24 protein-coding genes and 1 pseudogene are annotated in these 26,971 nt (G+C 59.3%); 2 read left to right on the forward strand and 23 right to left on the reverse strand.

Going from position 1 to position 26,971, the window contains the following annotated elements; translation table 11 throughout:
* Position 1: 1 nt before the first annotated feature.
* From hisS to JW799_RS27205, 18 genes and pseudogenes are all read right to left on the reverse strand, one after another.
* Positions 2-1,276, reverse strand: coding sequence for a histidine--tRNA ligase (hisS, locus tag JW799_RS27120; protein WP_080840878.1), 1,275 nt, complete (start codon positions 1,274-1,276; stop codon positions 2-4).
* A gap of 660 nt (positions 1,277-1,936) precedes the next feature.
* On the reverse strand, positions 1,937-2,113 hold the full coding sequence (locus JW799_RS27125) for a hypothetical protein (RefSeq protein ID WP_176220804.1): 177 nt from the start codon (positions 2,111-2,113) through the stop codon (positions 1,937-1,939).
* Positions 2,114-2,204: 91 nt separating this feature from the next.
* Positions 2,205-2,648 carry a D-aminoacyl-tRNA deacylase gene (gene dtd, locus JW799_RS27130; protein WP_080837212.1) on the reverse strand — a complete coding sequence of 148 codons (444 nt, stop codon included), beginning with the start codon at positions 2,646-2,648 and terminating at the stop codon, positions 2,205-2,207.
* Between the two features lie 23 nt (positions 2,649-2,671).
* Complete coding sequence (locus JW799_RS27135) at positions 2,672-4,861, reverse strand: RelA/SpoT family protein (protein WP_080837210.1); 2,190 nt, start codon at positions 4,859-4,861, stop codon at positions 2,672-2,674.
* 85 nt (positions 4,862-4,946) lie between these two features.
* Entirely contained in the window at positions 4,947-6,395 is a 1,449-nt protein-coding gene (locus JW799_RS27140) for a sensor histidine kinase (protein WP_205432637.1), read from the reverse strand.
* Positions 6,392-6,829: a winged helix-turn-helix domain-containing protein gene (locus tag JW799_RS27145; protein ID WP_240353426.1), complete on the reverse strand. Its 438-nt coding sequence runs from the start codon at positions 6,827-6,829 to the stop codon at positions 6,392-6,394. The genes JW799_RS27140 and JW799_RS27145 overlap by 4 nt, the downstream gene beginning before the upstream one ends.
* 69 nt (positions 6,830-6,898) lie before the next feature.
* Complete coding sequence (locus JW799_RS27150; protein ID WP_205428370.1) at positions 6,899-8,191, reverse strand: ISNCY family transposase; 1,293 nt, start codon at positions 8,189-8,191, stop codon at positions 6,899-6,901.
* Positions 8,192-8,233: 42 nt separating this feature from the next.
* On the reverse strand, positions 8,234-8,533 hold the full coding sequence (locus tag JW799_RS27155) for a response regulator (protein ID WP_240353427.1): 300 nt from the start codon (positions 8,531-8,533) through the stop codon (positions 8,234-8,236).
* 34 nt (positions 8,534-8,567) lie between these two features.
* Complete coding sequence (locus JW799_RS27160) at positions 8,568-9,734, reverse strand: ABC transporter permease (RefSeq protein ID WP_080837202.1); 1,167 nt, start codon at positions 9,732-9,734, stop codon at positions 8,568-8,570.
* Positions 9,731-10,438, reverse strand: a complete 708-nt coding sequence (locus tag JW799_RS27165) for an ABC transporter ATP-binding protein (protein ID WP_080837201.1) — start codon at positions 10,436-10,438, stop codon at positions 9,731-9,733. Before JW799_RS27165 ends, JW799_RS27160 begins: the two co-directional genes overlap by 4 nt.
* Position 10,439: 1 nt before the next feature.
* A complete protein-coding gene (locus JW799_RS29440; RefSeq protein WP_205432638.1) occupies positions 10,440-11,948 on the reverse strand; it encodes an efflux RND transporter periplasmic adaptor subunit in 1,509 nt (502 codons plus the stop codon).
* Between the two features lie 445 nt (positions 11,949-12,393).
* A complete protein-coding gene (locus JW799_RS27175; protein WP_080837198.1) occupies positions 12,394-12,909 on the reverse strand; it encodes an adenine phosphoribosyltransferase in 516 nt (171 codons plus the stop codon).
* A 66-nt stretch (positions 12,910-12,975) separates the two neighbouring features.
* Positions 12,976-13,761, reverse strand: coding sequence for a single-stranded-DNA-specific exonuclease C-terminal domain-containing protein (locus JW799_RS30445; RefSeq protein ID WP_476695933.1), 786 nt, complete (start codon positions 13,759-13,761; stop codon positions 12,976-12,978).
* Positions 13,762-15,254: pseudogene (recJ, locus tag JW799_RS30450) on the reverse strand (single-stranded-DNA-specific exonuclease RecJ); the annotation flags it as partial.
* A gap of 294 nt (positions 15,255-15,548) precedes the next feature.
* On the reverse strand, positions 15,549-16,493 hold the full coding sequence (locus tag JW799_RS27190) for a cation diffusion facilitator family transporter (protein ID WP_080837194.1): 945 nt from the start codon (positions 16,491-16,493) through the stop codon (positions 15,549-15,551).
* 33 nt (positions 16,494-16,526) lie between these two features.
* The gene (secF, locus tag JW799_RS27195; RefSeq protein ID WP_080837193.1) at positions 16,527-17,435 is read right to left on the reverse strand and encodes a protein translocase subunit SecF; all 909 of its coding nucleotides are present in this window, start codon (positions 17,433-17,435) and stop codon (positions 16,527-16,529) included.
* Positions 17,425-18,675, reverse strand: a complete 1,251-nt coding sequence (gene secD, locus JW799_RS27200) for a protein translocase subunit SecD (protein ID WP_080837192.1) — start codon at positions 18,673-18,675, stop codon at positions 17,425-17,427. Before secD ends, secF begins: the two co-directional genes overlap by 11 nt.
* 170 nt (positions 18,676-18,845) lie before the next feature.
* Positions 18,846-19,112 carry a post-transcriptional regulator gene (locus JW799_RS27205; protein ID WP_080837189.1) on the reverse strand — a complete coding sequence of 89 codons (267 nt, stop codon included), beginning with the start codon at positions 19,110-19,112 and terminating at the stop codon, positions 18,846-18,848.
* Between the two features lie 192 nt (positions 19,113-19,304).
* Between JW799_RS27205 and spoVB the strand changes: the two genes are divergently transcribed.
* Entirely contained in the window at positions 19,305-20,894 is a 1,590-nt protein-coding gene (spoVB, locus tag JW799_RS27210) for a stage V sporulation protein B (RefSeq protein WP_080837187.1), read from the forward strand.
* 18 nt (positions 20,895-20,912) lie between these two features.
* Here spoVB and JW799_RS27215 read toward each other — a convergent pair whose 3' ends face one another.
* Complete coding sequence (locus tag JW799_RS27215; protein ID WP_080837185.1) at positions 20,913-21,626, reverse strand: DUF421 domain-containing protein; 714 nt, start codon at positions 21,624-21,626, stop codon at positions 20,913-20,915.
* Between the two features lie 155 nt (positions 21,627-21,781).
* On the opposite strand from JW799_RS27215, the gene JW799_RS27220 reads away from it, so the two are divergent.
* A complete protein-coding gene (locus JW799_RS27220; protein WP_080837183.1) occupies positions 21,782-22,192 on the forward strand; it encodes a TIGR04086 family membrane protein in 411 nt (136 codons plus the stop codon).
* Positions 22,193-22,294: 102 nt separating this feature from the next.
* On the opposite strand, the gene yajC is transcribed toward JW799_RS27220, so the two are convergent.
* Genes yajC through JW799_RS27240 form a run of 4 tightly spaced genes read right to left on the reverse strand, consistent with a single transcriptional unit; the run spans position 22,295 to position 26,953 of the window.
* The gene (gene yajC / locus JW799_RS27225; protein WP_080837180.1) at positions 22,295-22,615 is read right to left on the reverse strand and encodes a preprotein translocase subunit YajC; all 321 of its coding nucleotides are present in this window, start codon (positions 22,613-22,615) and stop codon (positions 22,295-22,297) included.
* Between the two features lie 18 nt (positions 22,616-22,633).
* Positions 22,634-23,770 (reverse strand): tRNA guanosine(34) transglycosylase Tgt, encoded by a 1,137-nt coding sequence (gene tgt, locus JW799_RS27230; RefSeq protein WP_080837178.1) that lies wholly within the window; start codon positions 23,768-23,770, stop codon positions 22,634-22,636.
* Between the two features lie 19 nt (positions 23,771-23,789).
* Positions 23,790-24,839, reverse strand: a complete 1,050-nt coding sequence (gene queA, locus JW799_RS27235) for a tRNA preQ1(34) S-adenosylmethionine ribosyltransferase-isomerase QueA (protein WP_080837176.1) — start codon at positions 24,837-24,839, stop codon at positions 23,790-23,792.
* Positions 24,836-26,953 carry a SpoIID/LytB domain-containing protein gene (locus tag JW799_RS27240; protein ID WP_205432641.1) on the reverse strand — a complete coding sequence of 706 codons (2,118 nt, stop codon included), beginning with the start codon at positions 26,951-26,953 and terminating at the stop codon, positions 24,836-24,838. Before JW799_RS27240 ends, queA begins: the two co-directional genes overlap by 4 nt.
* Positions 26,954-26,971: the final 18 nt, after the last annotated feature.

The following is a 26,971-nucleotide window of genomic DNA, read 5'->3' on the forward strand; positions in this document are numbered from 1 at the left end:
TTCATTCTTCCCCTTTTTTGCTAGTAATCAAAGCTTGCACGTGCTCGGCCAGCCCCGCGAGCGGCACTTGCCGCTGCTCCTGGGTCGCCAGGTCCTTCAGCGAGATTTCGCCTTTGTCCAGCTCGTCGTCGCCGAGAATCGCCGCATAAGCCGCGCCGGCCCGATCCGCCGCCTTGAACTGCGTTTTCGGCTTCCGCCCCATATAATCGCGATCCGCGGCGAGCCCCGCGTCCCGCAGGCGCTGCACGACGCCGGCCGCTTCGCGTTCGGCGCGTTCGCCCAGCGCGATGACGTACACGTCCACCTGCGCTTCGGCTTCCGGCTTTACGCCCTGATGCTCGAGCAGCAGCAGCGTCCGTTCCAGACCGACCGCCAGGCCCACGCCCGGCCGGTCTTCGCCCCCGACCTCGGCGACAAGGCCGTTATAGCGCCCGCCGCCGCCGATCGTATCGATCGCGCCGATTCCTTGGGCTTTATACTCGAACGCCGTGTGGGTGTAGTAGTCCAAACCGCGCACGAGCCGATGATTGATCCGGTACGGCACGTTCATCGCGTCCAGACATTCCCGCACCCGGGCAAAGTGGCCGGCGCACGCTTCGTCCAAGCTGTCCAGAATGGAAGGCGCGTCCGCGAATTTCGGCTGGTCGACTTTGCAATCGAGCACCCGCAGCGGATTGCGCTCCATCCGCGTCTGGCAGTCCTTGCACAGGCTGTCCTTGATCGGCCGCAAAAACCCGAGCAGCTTCTCGCGGAACTCGGCGCGTACGGCCGGAGTGCCGACCGAGTTGATTTCCACCGAAATGTCTTTAAGGCCAAGCTCGCGATAAAACGCATACCCAAGGGAAATGACTTCCGCATCGAGCGCCGGATCGTCCGAACCGATCGCCTCGATGCCGAACTGATGAAACTGCCGGTATCGGCCCGCCTGGGCCCGCTCATAGCGGTACATCGGCCCGATGTAGTACAGCTTGGAAATGTCGGGCTCTCCGTACAGCTTGTTCTCGACGTACGACCGCACGACGCCCGCGGTTCCTTCCGGCCGAAGCGTCATGCTCCGCCCGCCGCGGTCGTCGAAGGTGTACATCTCTTTCTCGACGATATCCGTCGTTTCCCCGACTCCCCGCTGAAACAGCTCGGTCGCTTCGAACATCGGCGTGCGAATTTCCCGGAACCGGTACCTTCTGCAAATTTCTCTCGCCGTCTTTTCCACGTATTGCCACGCTTCGACGCTGCCGGGAAGCACGTCCTGCGTGCCCGGCGGTTTTTGAAATGCCATTTCGCATCCCCTTTCTCTCTTGCCGTTCCAGCCCGCAACGCAAATCGAAACGACCTCGTCGTCCGCAAGGGAAAATGCCGAACAAAAAAGGCTCCCGTCCCTCAGCCGCATTGCTGCCGCTCAAGGGACGAGAGCCTGTTCGTGCTCCCGCGGTGCCACCCGTCATTCGAACGCCCGCGAACGGAAATCCGCCGCGCTGCGCTCGCGCTTCTCCGGTTAACGCCCGGCTACGCCTCGACACTACTGAACCGAGGCTCTTCATGCAGAGCGTTCGGCGTTCGCATCGGGTTCTCGGGGAGGTCGTTCGTCCGGTCGTAAACGGAAAGCTTGCAGCCAAGGCTTCCCTCTCTGAAGATCCGGTTCCGGAGTACTCGTTCCCGTCGTCGAATTGATGGCTGGATCCAATTATTCCTCATTTTAATATGATGCTACACGGCATGTCAAGTTATCCCCTCATACCCGGCAGGTCCGAAAAAAAGAAAATAACCTGCCGCTTACTGCGACAGGTCCAATTGAATTTATATTGAAAAAAGGGGGTCGAGAATTATAATAACCCGATTATTTTAAGGATTAATGAAAATCAAATTACATTTTCATTACAAAAAAGGAAGCGTTCTCTTTGTCCCCGGCGCGCAATGTTCGGATTTTCCGAACGATCCGCTAGCCCCTGCCGCCGGGAGGATGCCGCCTGCCGAGCGCGCCTCCGAATCCCGGGCTCCCCCCGGGCTCGTCCGCAAATTCGGCCCCGGCCTGCAAGGCCAGCGCTTCCCGGCGTTCCGCCGCCGTTCCTTCCCTCGCCCAACGCAACAGTTTCGCTTCTTTGCCGGATTGCCGCACCTGTCGTCACCCTTTCGCAAGGTTATCCGACAGTAGTGTTGCCTGCGCGCCGATTTTCCATCCGCATTCCGGTTCCGGCTCCGGACCGAAGCTAACTTCGGCTGTCGACGATCAGCGTCACCGGCCCGTCGTTGACGAGGGAGACCTCCATGTCCGCCCCGAAAACGCCGGTACGCACCTCGAGCCCTTTGGCGCGAAGCCGTTCGTTAAACCGTTCGTAAAGCTCGTTTGCCTTCTCCGGCCGCGCGGCGGAGGCGAAGCTGGGCCGGCGGCCGCTCCGGCAATCGCCGTAAAGCGTGAATTGCGAAACCGAAAGTATCGCTCCCCCGGCATCCATGACCGAGTCGTTCATTTTGCCGCTGCCGTCTTCGAAAATCCGCAAGCCCGACACCTTTTCGGCCATCCACCCGATATCCCGCTCTTCGTCCTCTTGTCCGATGCCGACGAGCAGCAAAAGCCCGGTCCCGATTTCCCCGACCGTCTCCCCGCCGACCCGCACGCTTGCCCGGCTTACCCGTTGCGCTACCACTTTCACGAAATTAGAACCTCCCGAGAGCCTTACTGCATCAACCGCTGGACCGAGAAAATGTCTTTCACGCGCTTGATTTTCTCGACGACCGATTGCAGATGATCCTTGTTGCGGATGAGGATCGTCAAGTGCATGATCGCCACCTTGTTCCGGTCCGAACGCCCCGAAACGGCGGCAATGTTCGTTTTGCTCTCCGACACGGCCTGCAGCACCTCGTTCAGCAGCCCGCGGCGGTCGTGGCCGAGAATTTCGATCTCGACGCTGTAATTCGCTTCGGTCGTCTCTTCCCATTCGACCTCGATGACCCGCGCCGCTTCCTCGCCTTCGGCCGCGACCGGTATGTTGGAGCAGTCCGCCCGATGCACGGACACGCCGCGGCCGCGCGTAATGTAGCCGACGATATCGTCGCCCGGAACCGGGCTGCAGCACCGCGCAAAGCGGACGAGCAAATTGTCCACGCCTTTGACGGATACGCCGCTCGACGGCCTCGGCTTCCGCTCCGCCGGCTGCGGCTTCATTTCCTTCACGTCGGAGGAAAGCTGGATCTGGCTTGCTTCTTCGGCTTCCTTGCGCAATTTCTCCGTCAGCTTCGTAATGACCTGCGCGGCGGTAATGCCGGAGAACCCGATGGCGGACATCATATCCTCGATGTCGTTGAACGTGAACTTTTTCGCGGTTTCCGTCAGTTTGTCGTCCGTCATCCACTCGGCAGGCTCGAGGCCGATGCGCTTCAGCTCGCGCTCGAGCAAATCCCATCCCTTGCGCACGCTCTCCTCGCGCTTTTCCTTCTTGAACCATTGCCGGATTTTGCTGCGGGCATGGGACGATTTGGCGATTTTGATCCAGTCCTGGCTCGGACCGTAGGAGTGCTTGGACGTCAAAATTTCGACGATGTCGCCCGTCTTCAGCTTATGGTCGAGCGGCACGATTCTGCCGTTCACCTTCGCTCCGATCGTTCGGTTCCCGACTTCGGTATGAACCCGATAGGCGAAATCGAGCGGAACGGAGCCGGCCGGCAACTCGAACACTTCGCCTTTCGGCGTGAACACGAACACGAGATCGGTGAAAAAGTCCATTTTCAGCGATTCCATGAATTCGGCCGCGTCGCGCGTATCCTGCTGCAGCTCGATGATTTCGCGGAAAAAATTCATTTTATCCTCGAACGAGCCCTGCACCGCTCCCGTTTCCTTGCCTTCCTTGTACGCCCAGTGGGCGGCGATGCCGTACTCGCTCGTCCGGTGCATCTCCCACGTGCGGATCTGGACCTCGGTCGGCTCGCCCGTCGGGCCGACGACCGTCGTATGCAGCGATTGGTACATGTTCGCTTTCGGCATCGCGATATAATCCTTGAACCGTCCCGGCATCGGCTTCCATAGCGTATGAATGATGCCAAGCGTCGCATAGCAATCCTTCACGTTGTCGACGAGAATGCGGATCGCCAGCAGGTCGTAGATTTCGTTGAACTGCTTGTTGCGGGTGGTCATCTTTTTGAAGACGCTGTAAATATGCTTCGGCCGGCCGGAAATGTCTCCCTGGATGCCCATTTCCTCGAGCTTCTCGCGGATGCGGCCGATGAGATCGGCGATATACTGCTCGCGCTCCGTGCGCTTTTTTTTCATCAGGTTGGCGATTCGGTAATATTGCTGGGGATTCAAATAGCGCAGGGCGATGTCTTCCATCTCCCACTTGAACGCGCTGATCCCGAGCCGATGCGCGATCGGGCAGTAGATTTCGAGCGTTTCGTGAGCGATGCGCCGTTGGCTTTCTTCGGATTGATATTTAAGAGTCCGCATGTTGTGCAGGCGGTCGGCCAGCTTGATCAAAATAACGCGGATATCGCTCGCCATCGCGACGAACATTTTCCGATAATTTTCGTTCTGCTGCTCTTCCTTGGAACGAAACTGGATTCTTTCGAGCTTCGTCAGCCCGTCCACCAAACCCGCGATCGTCTCGCCGAACCGCTCCTTCAAATCGTTCAGCGTAACCGTCGTATCCTCGACTACGTCATGCAGCAAGGCGGCCACGACCGTGACGACGTCCATTTGCATTTGAACCATAATTTCGGCAACGGCTACAGGATGCAATATATAAGGCTCGCCCGACTTCCGAGTCTGACCGTGATGCGCCTTGTCGGCAAACTCGTAAGCTTCGCGGACGCGCTGCAAGTCCTGGTCTTTCATGTATGCGGACGCTAATTCGAGCAAATGCTCCATGCCCATGTCCATTTCCTTTCCTTTTTGACGACAGGCGCCGCCCAGTCCTATGAAGTATTCCTTCCATTATGCCTCTCCGCGGCGGCAATCGTCAACCTGGGGGCGGATTCCTCGGAACCTGGGCGCGCGGATAAGGAGGCGGATACACGATCGGCAATTCGAACGAAAACAGCGAACCTTCGCCCGGCTTGCTTTCGACTTTTGCCGTCGTTCCATGCTGTTCCAGCACGTTTTTGACAATGGACAGGCCGAGACCGCTGCCCGAGCGGGCGGATCTCGCTTTGTCGGACTTATAGAACCGTTCCCAAATCCGCTCCAGATTTTCCGACGGAATGCCGACGCCGTAATCCCGGACGCCGACAACCGCCGTCTTCTCTTTCCGTTCGATCGAGACTTCGATGGACCGGCCGTCCGGCGAGAACTGAATGGCGTTCAGCAGCAAATTGGACAGCACCTGATCGATCCGGTCCGGGTCGGCATACACCCAAACGTCTTCCGGCCCGGCATCCAGTTCGAAAGACAGGGAACGGCGGCGAAAATCCGGTTCAAGCGCGGCAAGCAGCCGGCGAACCCACTCCGTCAAATTGTAAGGAGCCGGCAAAAGCCCGGTTTGTCCGGCCTCCATCCTCGCCACTTCCAGCAAATCGTTGACGAGCCGGTTCATGCGCTGCGTTTGCTCGCGGATGAGCCCCAGGTAGGCGCCGCGTTTTTCCTCCGGAATGGCCCCGTCGATCATCGCCTCCACGTAGCCGCCGATCGACGTGAGCGGCGAGCGCAGATCGTGGGACACGTTGGCGAGAAACTCCCTGCGCATCCGGTCGAGACTGGCGAGTTCGCCCGACATTTCATTGAGCGAGACGGCCAGCTCTCCGATTTCGTCCCGCGGCTTTTCCTTCACCCGAACGTCGAACCGGCCCTTGGCGATAAGGCGGGCGGCCTCGCTCATGTTGCGCAGGCGAGCGGTCATGCCTCTGGACACCGCGAACACGATAATGACGGCCGTAATGAGCATGGATATAAAAATGTTCCGGTACAAGCCGTTGAACATGTTGATCTCCTGCCGGCGAACTCCGGACATCAAAACGACCGATCGGGCCGCAAGGTCGCTCGGACCGTTGATCGGCGTTACCGACCAGCGCAAATTCTCGTTTCCTTCCAGCGTCCGATCCGTAATGACGACGCCCTGGTCGAGCAGCGGCTGCAGTTGCTCCCGGTAGGCGGACAAATACTCGCCGTCCGGCCGCCCGGTATCGAGCAGCACGCCGCCCGAGCCGTCCACTACGTAAATGACTCTCCCGGGCGGGCCCGCCGTTGCCTGAAGCGCGGAGCGAAGCACGTTTTCGTCCCAATCTTCCCGGTATGCGGTGCGAACGAGCGCGGCGATCACGCTCAATTGGTCCCGCTCGAAGCGTTCGTTTCCGCTGCGCAGCTCCGAACGGACGAACCAGGTCGAGATGGCGGCCGTCACGCCGAACGAAATGAGCAACACGGCAAAAAAGGCAAGCAGCAGCTTGACGGTGATGCCATTCCACCGGATCATGCTCCGCTCACCTCGAATTTGTATCCAACCCCCCGTATCGTTTCGATGCGGCAGTGGTCCGACGTCCCGATTTTTTCGCGAATCCGTTTGATGTGCACGTCGACGGTGCGGGGGTCGCCTTCGAAATCGTATCCCCATACCCGGTCGATCAGCTGCTCGCGCGTAAGCACCCGATTCGGCATGGATGCAAGCAGATGAAGCAGCTCCATTTCCTTCGGCGGCAGCGTCATCTCCGTTTCCCCGCACTGCACGACGTAGCGGTCCAGGTCGATCGTCAGATCGGGCAAGCGCACGGGCTCCCTGGCAAACCCCGGCTTCGTCCGCCGCATGACCGCCTTGATGCGAGCCATCAGCTCCTTCGGGTCGAACGGCTTCACCATATAGTCGTCCGCTCCGAGCTCGAAGCTTTTGAGCTTGTCGTAGCTTTCTGTCAATATGCTGTAAAAATGTCACCATAACTCGTCTGTAAAAATGTCACTTTGCTAATTTGGGCAGCCGCCCGTTCAAGTGACTTGGACGGCTGTCGTTTTTGTGTTATCCTGTTGTTGTCTACAGTTCCATGCCAACCTCCAAGGGTGGTTGGCGGCGGGTTTGCGTGACTGCGCAGGCTCCGCCTTTTTTGTTTTGGACATCGGTTTGCGTACCGGCTTTTCCGTCTCTTTCAGCGGAATCGCCTGGCCATTGTGCCAAACGAGCACTTCTCCAGAGAGCGTTTTACGCACCTCTACCGTTGTTCTGGCTTCGAAACGGAAATCACAGGGCTTGGCGAAGGTATACACTTTCCCGTAATAAGAGAGTGTGTTTCCGTGTCCTAACTTTCGGTACTCGCGAATCGTGAACACATGATTCAAATTGACGGATGGATCCAGCTTCATATACGCCGATTCTACTTTTTTGGGCTGAACAGCAAATTTGCGATTGTGCTTCTCCAACAGCATGGGCAACGCCGCATTGGCCTCCTCAATCGTCTTTGCGCCGAGCAGCCTGAGTTCGATGACCAGGCGATCTTGGAACGTCTGCCAAAGCCTTTCTACACGGCCCTTAGCCTGCGGCGTAATGGCCTTGATATGCTCAATGTGAAGTTCGGCCATCGCCTTGCCAAAGTGAGAGAGCGGCTTCGTTTCACCAGCCAGTTCCTGCTCTACGGTCAGCTTTTCATTAGGAGAGCGAAAGATGGTGTGTCGGTCGCTGTACAGGCCGAGCGGTACGCCGTATTTCTGAATGCCTTGCTGCATGACGAGCGAGTATCCTTCGCGGCATTCGTTGAGCCGGAATATGGCGCCGACAACCGTGCCTGTGGCATCGTCGATGGCTGCATGGAGGGCAAAGGCAGGACCCCGGTCCTCCAGCCAAGCAAATGGCGTCGCGTCGATCTGCCACAGCATTCCGGCTTGCGGCTTGCGCTGACGTGGTTGATGAGCTTTGCTACGTCTGCGCTGCTTGGCTTGTTTGATTCCTTCAGAAAGCAAAATACGTCTTACACTGGAAGGACTCAATTTCAATGCTTCATGTTCCTCCAAAAGCTCCGCAAAATGGCAGTTGTTGCTACCATAGTATTTTGTGTTGTACAACTCAACGACCTGCTGTTTAACTTCCTCGGACAAGGCGTGCTTCGGCTTTTTTCCGCGATTGCGGTGCACCAGTGCCTGCGCTCCTCCCTCTTCCACATACTTTTTCTTCAGCCGAATCATTTGTCGCACTGTTAGTCCGAGTGTCGCTGCTCCTTCCACATTAGTCATGTGTCCGTCTAAAATCTTCTCCACGACAAGTACCTTTTTCAGTTCTGCTCTGGTCAATGTTAATGTCTCCTGTCCCATAGTGACATTATCTCAGAACAGTTACAGGGTGACATTATCACAGACGAACAACAGCTTGTCGTAGCTTTCCCCCTTGCCCGTCAGCACGATGATCGGCGTATCCCGTACCGTCCGAATGCGGCGGCAAACGCTCCAGCCGTCGGTTCCGGGCAGCATCAAATCCAAAATGACGAGGTCCGGCGGGAAAGCGACGAACTGATCGATTCCGTCCTCTCCGTCGTGAGCGACGGAAAAGTGGAAGCTCTCGCGTTTCAAATATAATCCGATCAAATCGCTAATATAAGGATCGTCCTCGATTACCAGGATGTTGGCGATGGCCATGCTTGGTAAAAACTCCTTTTCCCGCTGATCTGAATTAATGGCGAAGGGCTTCGACCGGATTCAGCCTGGACGCCCTTCTGGCCGGAAGAAACCCGAAAAGAACGCCCACGCCCATCGAAAACGCAACGGCCAAAACCATAATGTCCGCGGACGGAGAAGCGGGCGAATCCATCAGCTTGCCGGCAAAGTTCGAGCCGCTGGCTCCCACGATCACGCCGACGACGCCTCCGAGCCCCCCGATCATGGCCGCCTCGACGAGGAACTGGAACAAAATATCCCGCTGCTTCGCTCCCAGCGATTTCCGGATGCCGATTTCCCGCGTTCGTTCCGTTACCGAAACGAGCATCATGTTCATGATCCCGATGCCCCCGACAAGCAGGGAAATGGCGGCCACGTACGTCAGCATCGTCGACATCGACGTCGATACTTCCGTAATCGTCTCCAGCAGGTCGGCCTGGTTGAACACCGTATAGCTGTCTTCGTCCCCGCGGAAAAACGTCTGCAGATTGTACTCCAGCATCGTCTGGACAAAATCGACCTGGTTTTCGCTATCCGCCTGTACGTAAATGGTGCGGATCGCGTCCGTTTTCAGGCTGACGCGGGCCGTTTGCAGCGGAATGATGACGATGTTGTCGTTGGAGCCGGTGGAGGACGAGCCTTTCGATTCCAGCAAGCCTACGATTTTGTAGGGCGTCCCGTTCAGGGTAATTTGCTCGCCGACCGGGTTCGACATGCCGAGCTCTTCCGCCACTTCGGAGCCGACGACCGCTACCTTTTGGGAAAACGCCCCGTCGATGTCCTTGATGAACCGGCCCTGCGCGACCGAATAATCCCTGACGTCGGCGAACGACGGGGTGGAGGCGGTAACGGAAGCGGAATACGTCGTCGTCCCGTATTTTGCCGTCGCGCTGCCGGTAATGACCGGAGCGTACGCCTCCACGCCGTCGATATCGGCGATCGTTTCCGCATCTTCGAGCGAAATGCTCGTCACCGAGCCTCTTCCGACGACGTTGGCGGTCAGCATGTTCGTGCCGAGCCCCTGCATCTGGCTTTTCACCTGTTCGGCCGTGCCGTTGCCGATCGCGACCATGATCGTAACCGAAGCGATGCCGATCATGATCCCGAGCACGGTGAGCAGCGTCCGCATTTTCTGCGTGTAGACGCTGTGCCACGCCATTTTGATGCCTTGCGACAGCTTCATGAGGCTTCCGTCCTTTCCTCCGTTAGTCTGCCGTCGGAAATGCGCACGACCCGCTTCGCTTGCGCGGCCACGTTCGGGTCGTGCGTGATGAGCACGATCGTGTTTCCGTCACGATTGAGCTCTTTCAACAGCTCGATCACTTCCCGGCTTGTCTTGCTGTCCAGCGCGCCCGTCGGCTCGTCGGCCAGCAGGAGGGGCGGCCTTCCGGCAAGCGCGCGCGCGATCGCCACGCGCTGCTGCTGGCCGCCGGACAGCTGGTTGGGCAAATGGAACAGCTTTTCCCCAAGGCCTACTTTTTCCAGCGCTTCCTTGCAGCGCTCCCGCCGCTCCCGGGCCGACATGCCCCGATACACGAGCGGCAGCTCGACGTTGTCGATGACGCGCAGCTTCGGTAGCAGATGGTATTGCTGAAAGATGAAGCCGATTTTATGGTTGCGGATTTTGGCCAGCTTGTTGTCGCTCAGCTTCTCGACCTCGGCGCCGTCCAGAAAATAAGTGCCGCTCGTCGGCTGGTCGAGACAGCCGAGCACGTTCATCAGCGTGGATTTTCCGGAGCCCGACGGTCCGATGATCGCTACGAATTCGCCTTTGTTCACCGTGACCGAAACCCCGTCAAGCGCGAAAAACGTTTCCCCGGCCAGCTCGTATTGCTTGCAAATATTCTCCATTCGAATAAGGCATGGTTGTTCGCTTTTCTCGTTCATCTTATTGACCTCCGCGCGCGAAACCGCCGCCTCCGCCCCCGCCGGGGAAGCCGCCGCCTCCGCCGGAGAAGCCCGCGCCGCCGGCCGGGAACACGGTCGCGCCTCCCATGCCTCCCATGCCGCCCATCATTCCCGTCTGGGTCGTGCTCGTCGAACTGACGATTTGAATGAGGACGGTATCTCCTTCGCTCAGGCCGGAAAGCACTTCGACATACGAATCGGTCGTAATTCCTACCGTGATTTCCTTCAGCGTAAATTCGCCGTTTTGCTGGTTCATGCCGCCCATTCCCGCACCGCGGCCGCCCCCGCCGAAACCTGCCGGCGCTCCGCCAGGCACGGCTCCGCCCTCGGGCGCTCCGCTGGGCGCAGCTCCGTCCTCCGGCGCTCCGCTGGGCACGGCACCTTCCTCGGACGCTCCGCTTGCCGCGGTTCTTTCCGACTGCGCGACGTTTTGCGCCGCCGATCCGTCCCCGGACGCCTGCTCTTCGGCGCCCGTGACGCCTTGACCGGCCGCTGCGGCTGCCCGGTCCGGCATCTCGTCCGCTTCCGCGGATTCGCCGGAATCCGTGCCGGAATTAGTGCCGGCCGAAGCCGTCCCGTCGTTCGGCACGCGGACGAAATAGCGGCCGCCCATCGTTTCGACCGCGTCGACCGGCACCATCAGCGCGTCGTCTTTTTGCTCGATGATGATTTCGACCGATCCCGACATCCCCGGCAGCACGTTCTCGATTTCATTCAGCGTGACGATGACCGGAAACGTGGAAACGCCGTTGGAAGCCGTGCCGTTTTTGGAAATTTCCGTCACCGTGCCGGTAATTTGCTGATCGCTCAGAGCGTCAAGCGTCAGGTTGGCGGTTTGGCCGACTTTCAGCTTCGTAATATCCAGCTCGTCGGCGGATATCGTCATTTGCAGCTTGTCGTAGTTCACGATCGTGAAAGCTTCCAAACGGGCCGCAACGTCGTCCCCCGGCTTGATGTTGACGGCCGTTACCGTTCCGTCGATCGGCGCGACGAGCGGATCCGGCGCTTTGGCTTTTTCCTGATAGTCCTGAATTTCAAGCTCGGTTTGTTGAATGTTCAACTGCGCGCTTCGAATGCTCATTTCCGCGGCATCCAGCTCCGATTGCTCGGCCCCGGAAATTTGCAGGCTTTTCCACTTCTCTTGCGCGGTTTCGAGCGTCATCTTCTGCTGTTCGAGCGTAAGCTGCGCCTTGCTGAGCGAAAGGCTGACATCCTCCCCTTCGAACGTTGCGAGGACGTCGCCCTTTTTGACGACATCGTTTTCCGCGACCAGCACTTCCGCGACCGTTGCCGCTTCCGACACCAAAGCCGTATCGGTCTCGGACACTTCGACCGAACCGGAGCCGGCGACGCTTTGCGTGATCGTCCCTTTCGTCACTCTCGATTGCGTGTATGTAATGCCGCTCGACGCTTCCGCCGTATTGTTTTCCCGGTACCACCAGTAGCCTCCGCCCCTGCGCCCGCAAGCAGCGCGACGACCGCGATCCATGTGATCCACTTTTTAATTCGATGTTTCTTCACCTTTTGAACCTCCCGCTCTTGGCCTGCTATGTACGACAACATAATTGGATACTAGCACCATCAAATGAACGGAAGATGAACGGGTCCTTAAGGCCAGATGAAAACTTTTCAAGCATTTCCGGTTTGCCGAATCCGAATCAAGCGGGGAACAACCGGAAGTACGTTCCACGGGACGCAAAGCTTCGTCGGCTTTAGCGGGATTGCGCGGGGGGCGGCAGCATGCAGATACTTGACGGACCTCCTGACGAGCATTTATCGGGGGGATCGAGTGAGGATACGCAGGAATAGGTTCCTCTTTGGATAAAATCCACTCTAGATAACGACTTCTCCGTTTTCCGCTAAAAAAACAACGCCCGCTCCGGAATGACCCGGAACGGGCTTGACGGCGCGATGCGCCGAGATCGAGGCAAACCTTAATACTGCACGAGCGATACGATGTTCGGGATGTCGGCAAGCTTCTCCCGGCCGTCCAGATAGCTCAGTTCGATCAGAAACGCGGCGCCGACGACGTCCGCGCCCAATTGCCGCAGCAATCCGCTCGTCGTGGCGATCGTGCCGCCGGTGGCCAGCAGGTCGTCGGCGATGAGCACCTTTTGCCCGGGTTGAATGCCGTCCTTGTGAACGGCCAGCTTGTCCTTGCCGTATTCCAGATCGTAACCCGCTTCGATCGTTTCGCCGGGCAGCTTGCCGCTTTTGCGGATCGGCACGAAGCCGACGCCGAGCGCGAGCGCGAGCGGAGCGCCGATAACGAAGCCGCGCGCCTCGGGACCGGCGACAACGTCGATGTCCATCCCGGATACCTGCTCTTTCAGCGCGTCGATCGCGGCCCGGTACGCTTCTCCGTCTTTAAGCAGCGTCGTGATGTCCTTGAAGCGGATGCCGGGCTGGGGGAAATCGGGAATGACCCGGATGTATTCCTTAAAATCCATGAATTTAAAATCTCCTTTGCGATTTCGCTTGTATGATAGCATTATACACCGGATCGAGAAGTCAAGCTATGCGCGAATTTCGGCAATTTTGCGGATTCGGTCGGCAAGCTCCCGCGGGCCGAGCGAGCCCAGCGCGGCGAGCTCGCCGTATTCCTTCTCCCGGCGGTAACGCGGCGATTGATCCAGTTCGCGGCGGGGAGGAGAAGCGTGAACAGTCACGTTCGATCGATCGACGGTCAAAAATCCGAGCTCGGCGAACACATCCTGCATCATCCGTACGACGGAAAGCGGCCAGCCGACCGCTTCGGAAACTTGGCGCAGAAATCCGTCCGGGCCGTCGATCCATTTCGCTTGCTTTCGAAACAGCGTATAAACCCGGCCGAACAGCTGGCGGTCCGGAAACGCCCGAATCCGCGCGCCGGAGCCGGCGGGAGCAGCGTAGATGTACACCGCCTCGATGGGGCGGCGTTCCGCGGACAGCGCGGACTTTAAGCCTTCCGCGTCCTCGCGGCTTTGCGGCAACCCGGCCAAAACGAGCCGCACGGCGTCCTGCTGCCGCTTCTCCGTTTCGCTGCCGATGTCGGCTTCCGAAGCCGCGGCCGCGGACGGTTCCGAACCTGACGCTTCCCCGGCGGCGGCTTCGCCCGCCGTCCATTCCCGATAAAGCGCGTAAACCGCCCCCGTCCTGCCCGCTTCCTCGGCGGCGAGCAGTTCCCGCTTGGCTTCGGCGGAAGCGCAAAGCACGAGGCAGCGGCCTTCTTCCTTCGCCCGCAGCCGAACCCCTTGCACGAAATCGCGTTCCTTGCGGCAGTCGTAAACCGGAAAAGCGTCGAAGCGCCAATCCTGCAGCACGAGTTGAACCCGGCTCCGCCCGTTCCATTCGTTTACCGAAAGCTCGCCCAGCAAATCCACCGATACGTCGGGCAGCAGGCGGCCGGCCTCCTCCCCCATGCCGAAGCCGACGGTTTCGAGGCGCCTCCCTTCCGCTTCGGCAACCAGGCGCAGATGCTTCCCTTCTTTGCCGATGGCGCGGGCTTCCGTCACGAAGGCGCCCCGAACGGCAAGGCGGGGAGCGGGGTTCGCGTTCCCGAAAGGCTCGAGCCGCTTCAGCGCTTCGGCCGCTTCGAGCGTCAGTTCCGCTGCGCCGCACACGAGGTCGGCCTTCTTTTTCGGCGTCCAATCGTCCGGCAGGATCCGCTCCCGGGCCAGTCTGGACATCTCGCGCTCCAGATCGGCCAGATGCTCCCGGCGCATGGTCAGTCCCGCCGCCGCTTGGTGCCCGCCGAAATGCTCCAACCATTCGGCGCATTCGGTTAGCGCCGCGTACAAATCGAAGCCGTCGATCGACCGCGCCGATCCCTTGCAAAGACCGGTCGCCTCGTCCTCGGCCAATATTATCGCCGGTTTGTAGTGCCGCTCCACCATCTTGGCCGCCACGAGGCCGGCGATGCCGGCGTTCCATCCTCGTCCGGCGATCGCGATGACTTCCGGCGCGCGGCCCGAAAGCTCCTTCACCCTCTCCTGCCACATGTGCTCAGCCGCCTCCACCGTCTCGTCGACGAGCCGCTGCCGCTCCACGTTCAATTCGTCGAGCCGGAGAGCGAGTTCTCCCGCCTCGTTCTCGTCTTCCGTCACGAGCAGCCGCACCGCGCCGTCCGCCCTCTCCAATCTTCCGCCCGCGTTAAGGCGAGGCGCCAGCCCGAAAGCGATGCGTCCGCTCGACAGTTGTCCCGGTTCGGCTCCGGAAATGGAAGCGAGCGCGCGCACCCCCGGCGTCGGCGCCGCGTTCATCCGCTCGAGGCCCAAGCGAACGAGGGCCCGGTTCTCCCCGACAAGCGGCATCAGGTCTGCGACCGTTCCGATCGCCGCGACGTCGGCAAGCTCCGGCTCCATCCGTCCGAGCAGCGCATGAGCCAGCTTGAATGCGACGCCGGCGCCGGAGAGGCCCTTGAACGGATAGCCGCAATCGGCCTGCTTCGGATTGACGAGCGCGACCGCCTCCGGCAAAACCGCCGGCGGCTCGTGATGATCGGTCACGACGACGTCTATCCCGAGGCTGCCCGCGTAAGCGATTTGTTCCACGGCGCTGATTCCGTTGTCCACCGTCACGATCAGGGTTACCCCGTTTTCCTTCGCCCGGTCGACGGCCGGAAGATTCAAGCCGTAGCCTTCCAGGCTCCGATGGGGATATATGTATCGAATTGCCCGTTCAGCCGGCGGAGCAAACGGATCATGAGCGCCGTCGACGTTACGCCGTCGGCGTCGTAATCCCCGTACACGAGAATGCGCTCGCCGTCCCGCAGCGCCCGCCGGATTCGCTCCACCGCTTTGTCCATATGTTTCATGCCGAACGGATCGTGAAATTCATCCGTTCCTTCCCCCAAAAAAGCCGCGGCCGCCTCGGGCGAAGATAAGCCCCGGGATACGAGCAGGCGGGCGACCAGCAATGGCAGCTTCAACTTGCGGGCCAGCTCCGCGGCCCGGTCCTCGTCCGTCGTTCCCAAATCCCACCGGTAGTTCCTTTTCACCTTGATTTGTCCTCCTGACAACAACACCGCCGGCTCCGTGCGGCCGTCGCGACGTCAACTCTCGTCTGCATTCGGTTGCCGCGCCGGTTTCCGGCGGTGCTTTCAATCGCGTTACTGCATAAGAATCGGCAGCTCTTCTTCGTGATGATTGGATTTGTACGGGTAGCCCGGATCGAAAGGCTCGACCTGAATGCTTGCGTCCGATACGTGAAGGAATCGTTTCATCAGCTGCCTCCGCACCCTCATGGCGATATCGTGACCTTCGAATACCGAAATGCGCGGGTTCACCCGGATGACGGCTTCGACGATGACGTAATGACCGCATTCGCGGGCTTTCAGCCGATCGACAGTCACGACGCCGTCGACCCGCTGGATCGCTTCAAGCATCGCCAGGTGATCCGACTCGCCCAGCTCCCGGCCTTCCGAAGGACGCGTAACCTTGATCACGAGCTGGCTGCCCATCCGCAGGACGAACACCGCGATGACCGCCCCCGCGGCCGGATCCAGCATGTAGAGAACGGGCATATCGAACAGCTGCCCGGCCATGGCCCCGGCCGTGCCGACGATCGCCGTCAGCGAGGCGAAAATATCGGACCGTTGATCGCCTCGTGCCGGTTCGAACCGGATCCCGAGCTTGGCCTCGTGTCTTTTCTTGTATCGCACGAGTCCTTCCCGTACGACGATCCCGGCGACGATGACCGCGACGGCGCTCCAACCGGGAGCTTCCGTCACGCCTCTGACCATGGAACGCAGCGACGTCAGCCCGATTTCCAGCCCCGCCACAAGCAGAAGCGCGGACAGGATGACGCCGGATACCCTTTCCGCCGCCCTGCGCTCGGAAGCCGAGTCGTGGCGGGTAGGCTTTGCGCCATTGCGATAGGACATGCAGGAAAGCGCCGCCCCGGAAAAATCCGCGGCCGAATGGCAAGCGTCGGCGACCAGCGCTTTGCTGCCCGTCAAATATCCGGCCGCGCCCTTGGCAAGGGTTAACCCGAACAGACCCAGCATCGATACGAAAGCCCCGTGTTCGGCGGGTTGCGAACGCTGTTTCGCCATATGGTTTGCCTCCCCTTAGTCGAAGTCGATCGGTTACGGCGCGTTTTGGACTTTTGCGGGCTTGCGCTGCTTCGCGTTGCGGCGGAGCAAATACCAAAGCGGACTGGCGATGAAAATGGACGAGTAGGCGCCGCTGATCAAGCCGAAAATCATGGCGAGCGAGAACATTTTGATCGATTCGCTGCCGAACGCGAACAGACAGATCGCCGCGAACGCGACGGTAAGCACGGTATTGATCGAGCGGGTCAGCGTCTGGCTGACGCTCGTGTTGACGAGTTGAATAAGATCTTCGTGCGATTTGATTTTGGCGAAACGCAGGTTCTCGCGGATCCGGTCGAAAATAACGACCGTGTCGTTGATCGAATAGCCGATAACCGTCAAAACAGCCAGAATGAAGGGCAGATTGACTTCGAGACGGAAGACCGAGAACAGCGTGATGACGAAAAAGGCGTCGTAAACCAAGGCGACGACAGCCGAAACCGCAAACCGCCATTCGAAGCGGATGGTGATGTAGAGCAAAATGCCGATGCTGGCTACCAGAATTCCGATCAGGGCGTTTCTTTCTTGTTCTTTTGCGATTTCCACGTCGACGATATTGATTTCAAACGAGGCATTCTCGTCGAACTTACTGCGAAAATCCGATTGCAGTTTTTGCTGTTGGGCCTCGTCGAGCACGGCTTCGAAGCGGATCGACAGCCGGTTGTCTCCGGTCGTCAGCGTATATCCGCCCAGCTCCTCGGCGTCAAGAAACGTCCTGACTTCGCTCGCGTCGTACGATTTGGTCACCGCAACGTCGACCGAAGAGCCCGATTTGAAATCGATGCCGTAATTGAGTCCGAAGATTAATAGCGAAACGATCCCGATGACGGTCGTGACGATCGAGGCGATAAAGAAACCTTTGCTCTTGCGGACGAAATCGATGTTTCTGAAATTATAGCGCACGGATTTCACTCTCCTTTACGCCATAATAAGACGGTTTGTCGAAACGACCGCTCCGGACGAGCAGATGCAGCAGGAAACGCGGCAGAAACAGGTTCGTGACAATATTGATGACGATGCTCCACAGCTGAACGACTGCAAAACCTTTGACCGCCCCTTGCCCCATATAAAACAGGACGGCCGCAGCGATGATCCCCGTAATGTGCGCGTCGATTACGGTACGGAAGCTGTGCTTGTTTCCGGCCCGAAGGGACGAGGCCACGCTTTTGCCGGAACGAAGCTCGTCCTTGATCCGCTCGGCGGTAATGATGTTCGTATCGACCGCGACCCCGACCCCGAGGATGAACGCCGCGATGCCCGGAAGCGTTAGCGTCGCATCGATGAGCCAGAATACGACGAGCAGCAGCCAAACGAACACGATCAGGCAAATGCTGGCGATGACGCCGGGCAGCCGGTAAAAAATAAGCATGAAAAGCAAAATGGCAACGGAAGCGATTATGCCCGCGATCGCCGTCTCTTCCAGCGATTTCTGGCCGAGCGTCGCGCCGACGCTTTGCGTGTATTTCTCGGTAAGCTTCAGCGGCAAGGCGCCCAGATTGATGATTTCCGCCAGGTCCTGCGCCTCCGACAGCGTGCGCTGGCCGGTAATGACGGCATTGCCGTCCGTCAGCGGCTGATTAACGACAGGATCCGACAACAGTTCCCCATCCAGAAAAATCGCCAGGTTCTTGCCGACCAAGCGGGTGGAAATTTCGGCGAAATCTTCTTTGTCTTTCACCTGGATTGCGATCATCGGATTGTTGAATTCGTCGAATTGGACTTTGGCCGCGCCTTCCACGAAATCGCTGCCGTCCAGCTCGACCTTGCAATAGTCCGTCGCGCTCGTGCAGCCGTCGGCGCTGCGGAATTGGAGCTCCGCGGGTTTCTTCATCAGCTCGCGAACTTTGGCCTCGTCTGCGATGCCGGCGATTTTGACGCGGATGCGGTTGCTGCCCTCCGTCGTTACTTCCGGCTCGGCCACGCCCGTCTGGTCCGCGCGTTTAGCCAAGCTGTGAGCCGTTTGGGTCAGCGATTCCTTGGTGACCGTCCCGCCCTCCGTCAGAGGCTCCGCCTCGTACAGAATTTCAAATCCGCCTTTCAAGTCGAGCCCCAGCTTCGTCGAATTCAGCAGTCCCGGGCTCGTCCAAGCGATAAGCCCGAAACAGACGACTACGACGAACACAAATGCGAGCAGTCGTTTCATTTTGTACTGGCGTCCCCTTTCAATCTCAATGTTCCTATTATACCTACCGGCCAAAATGGAAGTCAATTTGGGCCGTCTCCGGGGCGGTCTCACAAAAAAAGGCAGCCGCGGAAAATCCCGTCGGCCGCCTTGTCCGTATGATGGGCGCATCGTGCCGCGCTTCCCGATCGTTATCGGAATTCTCCGCGATAGATGCGCAGCGTGATGAAATTCATAAATTGCGTAACCCGCAGCGACAGAATGTCGCTGACGATTTGATGGAGCGAGGGCGTCCCGGTCTTATGATACTTGTCGCTGACGCATTCCCACACTTCTTCGGCTTTCACTTCTTCGTAGCCGAGAAGCCGGAATTCGTCCGCCTTGCTTTCGCAAAGCTGCTTGACGATACGGTTCAATTCCGGGTCCCCGATCTGCGTTTCGGAATTATTTCCGTTCATGGCCGCTTCCTCCCTCTTTCCCGGCGCGATGCCGGAACCTTAGTTCATTATTCGCCCCCGTCCGGCCGATATCCTGCCGCCGGCGAAAATTGGCAGCGCGATTTTTTTCCCGGACGGACAAGCGCGAGGAATGAGCGGACAACTCCCGCATATGCATGTACCAAGTAACCTAACGGGGAGTCGAGGTGGGCTATGTCTGCACGCAAGCAAACGTTTATCCAAGGCGCGATGATTTTGCTCGCCGCCGGGCTGATCAACCGGCTGCTCGGCTTCGTCCCCCGGATCGCGCTGCCGCGCATCATCGGCGCCGAAGGCGTCGGTCTTACGCAGCTCGTGCTTCCGTTCATGACGGTCGTCCTGACCGTCATCATCGGCGGGCTGCCGCTTGCGGTCGCCAAGATGGTGGCGGAAGCCGACACGCAGGGCAGATCCGCCCAGGTCAGGCGAATCGTCCGGGTCGCGATGACGATCGCGGTGACGCTGAGCATCAGCGTGGCGGCCGCCTGCCTTGCGCTTTCGGATTGGATCGCCTATGAAATGATGACGGATTCCCGCGTCCGGAGCGTGTTTCTCGTCATGGTCCCCATATTGCCGCTCATTGCGGTTTCGTCGGTTTGGCGGGGATACTTTCAAGGCAAGCAAAACATGCTGCCGACGGCTTTCGCCTCGACCATTGAAACGATCGTTCGCATCGTTCTCACTCTGCTGTTCGCCTACATGTTCTTGCCGATGGGCTTGGAAGCCGCCGCCGCGGGCGCGATGCTCGGCATGGGCGCGGGCGAATTGGCCGGGCTGCTCGTGCTGGCGTATCAGCTGTACCGCGACCGCAAATCGGACGCGGAATCGATTCCCGCCGGGGACGCCCCCGATCGACCGCCGCCCGGCGGGACCGGCAACGGAGCGGAGCGCTCGCTCCTGCGCCGCATGCTCGGCATCACCGTTCCGGTTACCGGAAGCCGGCTGATCGGTTCGATGTCCTACTTGCTGGAATCGATCCTGACCACGCGGGCGCTCGTCGTCGCCGGACTGTCCGTCGCGGCCGCCACCGCGCAGTACGGGGCTTTGCAGGGCATGGTTCTGCCGCTGCTGATGCTTCCGGGCGCTCTGACGTATTCGCTGGCTGTCTCTCTCGTCCCCGCGTTGTCCGAAGCGGCGGCGCAAGGCGACTGGTCCGGCATCCAGAAGCGCCTTCACCAGTCGATGCGGCTTGCGGTCGTTACCGGGGCGCCGTTCGTCGCGCTGCTCGGGCTGTTTGCCCACCCTATCTGCTCGATTCTGTACGATGACGACTCGATGGCGGATATGCTGCGTTGGCTGGCTCCGGTCGCGGTGTTTTTGTACATGCAGGCACCGCTTCAAGCGGCGCTTCAGGCGCTTAACCGCCCCGGCACCGCGCTGTTCAACACGTTTGTCGGGGCCGTCATCAAGCTTGCCCTGATCGTTCAGCTCGCGGCCTTGCCCGAGTTCGGGATCAAGGGGGCGGTCATCGCCAGCTCCGTCAATATGGGCCTCGTCACGCTGCTGCATTGGATCAGCGTCGCGCGCCTGACCGGCTTCCGCTTGCTGCCGCTGGATTTCATCAAGGTGCTGGCGGCGATGACGCTGATGGGAGCGCTGGCCCTGTGGATTTGGAACACGCGCCTGCTTCCGTGGGATTTGTTGAATTTGGGCGCGGCTTTTCTCGGCTCGGTTTGCCTTTATTTGCTCGTTCTGATCGCGCTCGGGTTGATCGATCGCCACGACGTTTCGCGCGTGCCGATTGTCGGACGGCTGTTCCGTTGATTCGCGGTCCGTCCGGTTTTACGAACGATTGGCGGATTTGCGGCCGATGTAAAGTTTGGCGTTGTGGTCGATGCTGCAAAAAAACACGTCGTCAAAGGACCGAATGCCTCGGGAACGAAGCTCCTTTTTTAGCCAGAAACGGTTTTTCCCGAGCTTCTCCAGGTTTTCGTCCAGCACCTCGCCGTCCATGATCAGCGCGATCGGCAGCAATTCGTAACGGACTTTGGGAACGGTCGGTTCCGTCTCCTTGTCGCCGCCTTGTCCGCCGGCTGTGCCGGATTTTTTGTCCTTCGGAATGACGGACAGTTTCCCGTCGGATTCGAGAACCGCAAGCTCCACTTGCTCCACGCTGTCCACTTGATTTTCCCTGAGCTGGGTCATGAGGTCGTCCAAATTGTAGCGCTGGCTTCTCATTTCCCATGCGTTCAAGTGCCCGTTGCGGATCAGCACGCTCGGTTTGCCGTCGAACCATTCGCGAATGCGCCGGTTTTTTAACGTTACAAACGCAATCAGCAATTGAATGACAACCAGCAGGATGATCGGAATGACCGTTACTTTCATCGAACGGTCCGGATTTTCGATGGAAATGACCGCAATTTCCGCGATCATGATGGAAATGACCATATCGAATACCGACAGCTTGCCGATTTCCCGTTTCCCCATCAGCCTCAGCATGACAAATACGAAGACGTACATTATAACCGTGCGAAGAAGGATGGTCGCCAGTTCCATTTTCCGTCCTCCTATTCCTGATGCAGGTTGTAGTTTCACCGAGGCTACTTCCGCTCATTCGCCCGGCGCGGACGGAATTTATGGCATTTCGGTACTAGCCCGGAAGTCCAAGCCATAAGCTGGTACTAAACGATATGTGACAGGAGGGTACACGTATGAACCGCTTCCCGAAAGTGGCCGGAAACCGGATCGCTTCTCCCCTCGTTTCCGGGCTTCTCTGGTCGGTCATTTGGCTTGCGGCAGGGACTTTGCTGATTTCGCTGCTGCTTTATGCCACATCCCTGAACGAATCGGACCTCGTCAAATGGGTATTCGGCATTCACGGATTCGCTTCGCTGTGCGGCGGGTTCACGGCAGCGAGAAAATCGGGGGAAAAAGGATGGCGGATCGGCTTGATTACCGGACTGTTCTACGCGGTGCTCGTCCTGCTCGCCAGCTTTCTCGCCAACGATCTCGGCTGGAGCCTGCGCATCCCGATGATGGCCGGCATCGCCGCGCTTGCCGGGGCGGTCGGAGGAATGCTTGGCGTCAATACGGGCGGGCCTACGCCGGCTTCGAAAAGATAGCGGAGATGTTGCCGGCCGAACAAGCCGGGGAGCAAGAAACGACGGCGCGGGGATCTCTCCCCGCGCCGCCGTTTCGCTTGCTGACCGCTATGTTGCCGCGAATTATTCGGCGCCTTCGGCAGGTGTGTCGGCCCGAGCCGTAACGTTGTTGATCGCGGAACGATCGAACGTCAGCTTGGTCACGTCGTTTACCTTCAGGACGACCTTATCGTCGGTAATCTCCTGGATGGAGCCGTGAAGGCCGCCGATCGTCGTGACTTTGTCGCCTTTCTTAAGGGCGCGCAGCATGTTGTTGCGCTCCTTCGTCTTCTTCTGTTGCGGACGAATCAGCAAGAAATAGAAAATGACGAACATGAGCACGAAAGGCAGAAGCGTCATCAGCAGGCCGCCTCCGCCTGCGTTGGTTTCACCGCTCAACCACATTGTAGTTCCCCCCTTTCTTTAAAAACCGCTCTCGTTGCGAGCCATGCCGTATTTTTCGAAAAATTCGTCCCGAAAATCTCCAAGCCGATCCTCCCGAATCGCCTGCCGGACCTGTTCCATCAACGAAACGAGGAAGTGCAGGTTATGAATCGTCGTCAGGCGGAGACCGAACATCTCGTCCGCCCTGACCAAATGGCGTATGTAAGCCCGGGAATAATTTCGGCAAGCGTAACAGGAGCATTCCGGGTCGATCGGACCGAAATCGCTGGCGTGCTTCGCATTTTTGATTACGAGTCGCCCCTGGCTGGTCATCATCGTCCCGTTGCGGGCGATTCGGGTCGGCAGGACGCAGTCGAACATGTCGATTCCGCGCATGCTGCCTTCCACCAGGCAATCCGGCGAACCCACGCCCATCAAATAGCGGGGCTTGTCCGACGGCAACAGCGGCACCGTCTCCTCCAACACCTCGTACATCAACGGTTTCGGCTCTCCCACGCTTAGTCCACCAATAGCATACCCCGGAAAATCAAGGGAAGTCAAATCGCGCGCGCTCTGCTTTCGCAAATCGGCATACATTCCCCCCTGAACGATCGCAAACAGCGCTTGATCGTGCGGTCTCGCGTGCGCTTTCAGGCACCGTTCCGCCCATCGGGTCGTTCTTTCCATCGAAGGCTTGACATACTCGTACTCCGCCGGATAAGGGGCGCACTCGTCAAACGCCATCATGATGTCGGGGCCGAGAGCATTCTGGATTTCCATCGCGACTTCGGGCGAAATGAACAGCTTGTCTCCGTTCAGATGCGAACGGAACTCCACGCCTTCTTCGCGGATTTTCCGCATTTCGCTTAACGAAAATACCTGAAACCCGCCGCTGTCGGTCAAAATCGCCCGATCCCAGTTCATGAACTTGTGCAAGCCTCCCGCTTCGCGGATCAGCTCGTGGCCGGGACGGAGGAACAGGTGGTACGTATTGCTTAAAATAATTTGCGCGCCCAACGTCTTCAATTCTTCCGGGCTCATGCCCTTAACCGTCGCCTGCGTGCCGACCGGCATGAACGTCGGGGTGTCGATGACGCCGTGCGGCGTATGAACGCGCCCGAGGCGGGCGCCGGTTTGCGCGCACGTTTTGATTAACTCGTAACGGATCGCTGCCATTTTGACCGAATGTCCTCCCTCAAGTAATAAACATGGCGTCGCCAAAGCTGAAAAAGCGGTATTCCCGGTCAACGGCTTCCTTATAAGCGTTCAAGATAAATTCGCGTCCGGCAAGCGCGCTTACCAGCATGACCAGGGTTGAGCGGGGGAGATGGAAATTCGTCAACAGCGCCGACACGAGCCGGAACTCGTACCCCGGATAAATGAAAATATCCGTCCAACCGCTGCACGCTTCGACAGGCTTGTCTTGAAACCGTTGTCCGATCGTTTCCAGCGTCCGCGCCGACGTCGTTCCGACGGCGACGATGCGGCCTCCGTCCCGGCGGGTCCGGTTGATCAGCTCGGCGCTTTGCTCGGAAACGTTGTACCACTCGGCATGCATCTCGTGCTCCCGGACGTTCTCCACGGACACGGGCCGGAACGTGCCGAGGCCCACATGAAGCGTGATCGGACACAAATTGACGCCCATCTCCCGCAATTCGTCCAGAAACGACTCGGTAAAATGCAGCCCCGCCGTCGGCGCGGCGGCCGAGCCTTCATGCCGGGCGTAGACGGTCTGATACCGATCGCGGTCTTCCAATCTTTCCTTAATATACGGAGGAAGGGGCATTTGCCCGAGTCGCTCCAGCAGTTCGTTGAAAATGCCTTCGTACTGAAACCGGAGCCTGCGGGCGCCCATGTCTCCTTCGGCTTCGACAAAAGCGGCGAGCAGCGGCTTGCCGCCCGGCGCTTCGGCTCCGAACCGCAGTTCGGTTCCTTGGCGAATCTTTTTCCCGGGTTTGACCAGCGTCTCCCACACGTCGCCTTCGAGCCGCTTGAGCAGCAGCACTTCCGCCTTGGCGCCCGTATCCGCCTTGAAGCCGAGAAGCCGGGCCGGGAGCACCTTCGTATCGTTCAGGACGAGCGTGTCTCCCGGACGCAAATACTGTTTTAAATCCGGAAAAGACTTATGCTCGACCGTCCCGTCCTCCCGATGCAGCACAAGCAGCCGGGACGAAGTCCGCTCCTTGAGGGGAGTCTGGGCAATCAGCCGCTCGGGCAAGTCAAAATCAAAATCGCCGACATTCATTCGCCGCCATCCTTCTCGATCGTCGCATTATTATAGTAGTATTTCAGAATCGCCTGGTAGTCATACCCTTGATCGGCCAGCCCTTTGGCTCCCCATTGGGACATGCCGAGGCCGTGGCCGAAGCCTTTGCCCGCAATGACGAATTGCGGATCGGCCGTCGCCGCCCGAAGCTCCCCGCTTCCGCTTAAAACAAACAGGTTGTCCTTGCTTCCTCCGCCGATCGTCGCTGCCGCTCCGTCCGCGCCCAACACCTGAAGCGAACCGGAGACTTCCGGGTACTGCCGCACTTCGCCGTCCGCGCCGGCAATCGCAAACCTTCCGGTTTCTTCGATGTCGATCAGCGTGCTCTTCGTGCCAAGCGCCCCGCGCCAATTGTCCGGCGCCCCGACGTCGACCGTCTTTCCGTTTGCTTTGATTTCGGTTACACGGCCGGAAGGGCCCTTCCCCGTTATCTCCAACGTTTGCAGAGTGCCTTGAATTCGCGTCGCTTCGGTCGCGCGCTTGTTGATCGAGGTTTTAAGCTCTTCGGCGGTAAACGGCCCCTCGATCCAGCTGTAATTCGTATACTCGGGCACTTTATCCAACGGCACGACGAGCATTCCCGCGCTTAACCGCTTGATCGGCTCGTTCGTTTCCGCAGGTCCCGGCCGGAACGCGACGTCGCTTCCCGTAACTTTGAGCAGCGGGAGCTCCGCGGCGTTTTTTTGGCCGCTGTCCGCCAGCAGGTCGCTGCGGATATACCCGACTTCGCCGGTCGAAAGCGCCGCTTTGTACCAGTCGAGCTTTCCCTCTTGCGGCCCCGAGTCCGGACTTTGGACCGCGGTGGAAAGAAACGAGTTGTCCCCGCGCCAAATTTCCGTTTTGTTGTCGGCCGTGATGCCGCCTGCATTCGAGGAGAATACCGCGTTGACGATTTTGCCTCCGGAGACGATGACTTCGCCGGAAGTCGCCTCCACCGCCGCGATCGCTTCTTCCGTTTCGGCGGAAATGCCGTTGTACGCCTGGCTGACCGTCGTATCCACGACGTGGGCGATTTGAAAATTCATGCCCAGCGAAAGCGCGTAGGATCGCGCCGCGACGGCCTGCGCCTTTTGCGCTTCGGCGGGCCAGCCGGCATAGATTTCGGAGGCGACGACGGAATACAGGTATTGATCGAGATCGACCTCGTTGACGACGGCCAGGCTTCCGTTAAGGATGCGGACTTCCATGCTGCCGCGATACGTCCGTTTGTTCCGCTCGGCCAATTGAATCCCGTTCTCGCCGGACGGATCCGCCCGCAGCATGGCTTCGGCCGAAAGAGCGTAAGTCGGCGCCGTCGCGCCGGCCGCATCGGTCAGATCCTGACGCAGCACGACATAGGGCTCGCTCGCATCCGGGGCGCGCGCCGCAAGTCCCGCGGCCGCGACCGTCTGCTGCAGCTTGGTCAGCTGGCTTTGGTCGGCGGCTTGTCCTGCCCGGACGACGTAAACCGGCTTGCCGCCGCTCAGCTTGCGGGCGACGAACGCCTCCACATTCGCGTTGCCGAATTGCACGGCGGCGTTCTGCGCTTCGAATTCGCTGGCGTAAGGCCCCGCTTCGAGCGCCAAAGGTCCGCCGACGGCGGCGGTCGTCAGCGATTCGACGCCGCCGGCGACTCCCGCGCCCGTCCATTTGGACAATGCGGACGCTGCCTGCGCGGCGGTCGAAAAGCCGCCCTCCGCGACCTGATAGACCGTCTTTCCCTGCTTGCTGAGCTTTGTCACGTAAGCGCCGGCCGTCGATGCCTGCATCTTTTTGAGGACGGAGATCGCGGCGGTTGAATCCGCCGTCTCCAGCACGATCGCCCGGTATCCGTCCGGAGCGACCTTAACCGTCTGGCCCGGCGATACGGCGCTGATCGGCGCATTCCCTTGTCCGCTTGCGAAGACCAGGGCCATTCCATCCGCGGAGGACAGCGAAGCGACCGAAATCAGCGATTTGTATTTGCTTCCGATATCCGCAAAAATCGCGACGCGGATCGTATCCGGCACGTCCGCAGCGCCGTAGGCGATAGCGGCCGGCGCAAGCGATAGGGAGGCCAGCAGCGCGCCGAGCGCGGCCGTCCGCTTAAGCGGGCTCCATAACCGAAATGTCATGTTGGTCTTCCTCCGTCA

This window comes from Cohnella algarum (genome assembly GCF_016937515.1).
Taxonomy (GTDB): Bacteria; Bacillota; Bacilli; order Paenibacillales; family Paenibacillaceae; genus Cohnella; species Cohnella algarum.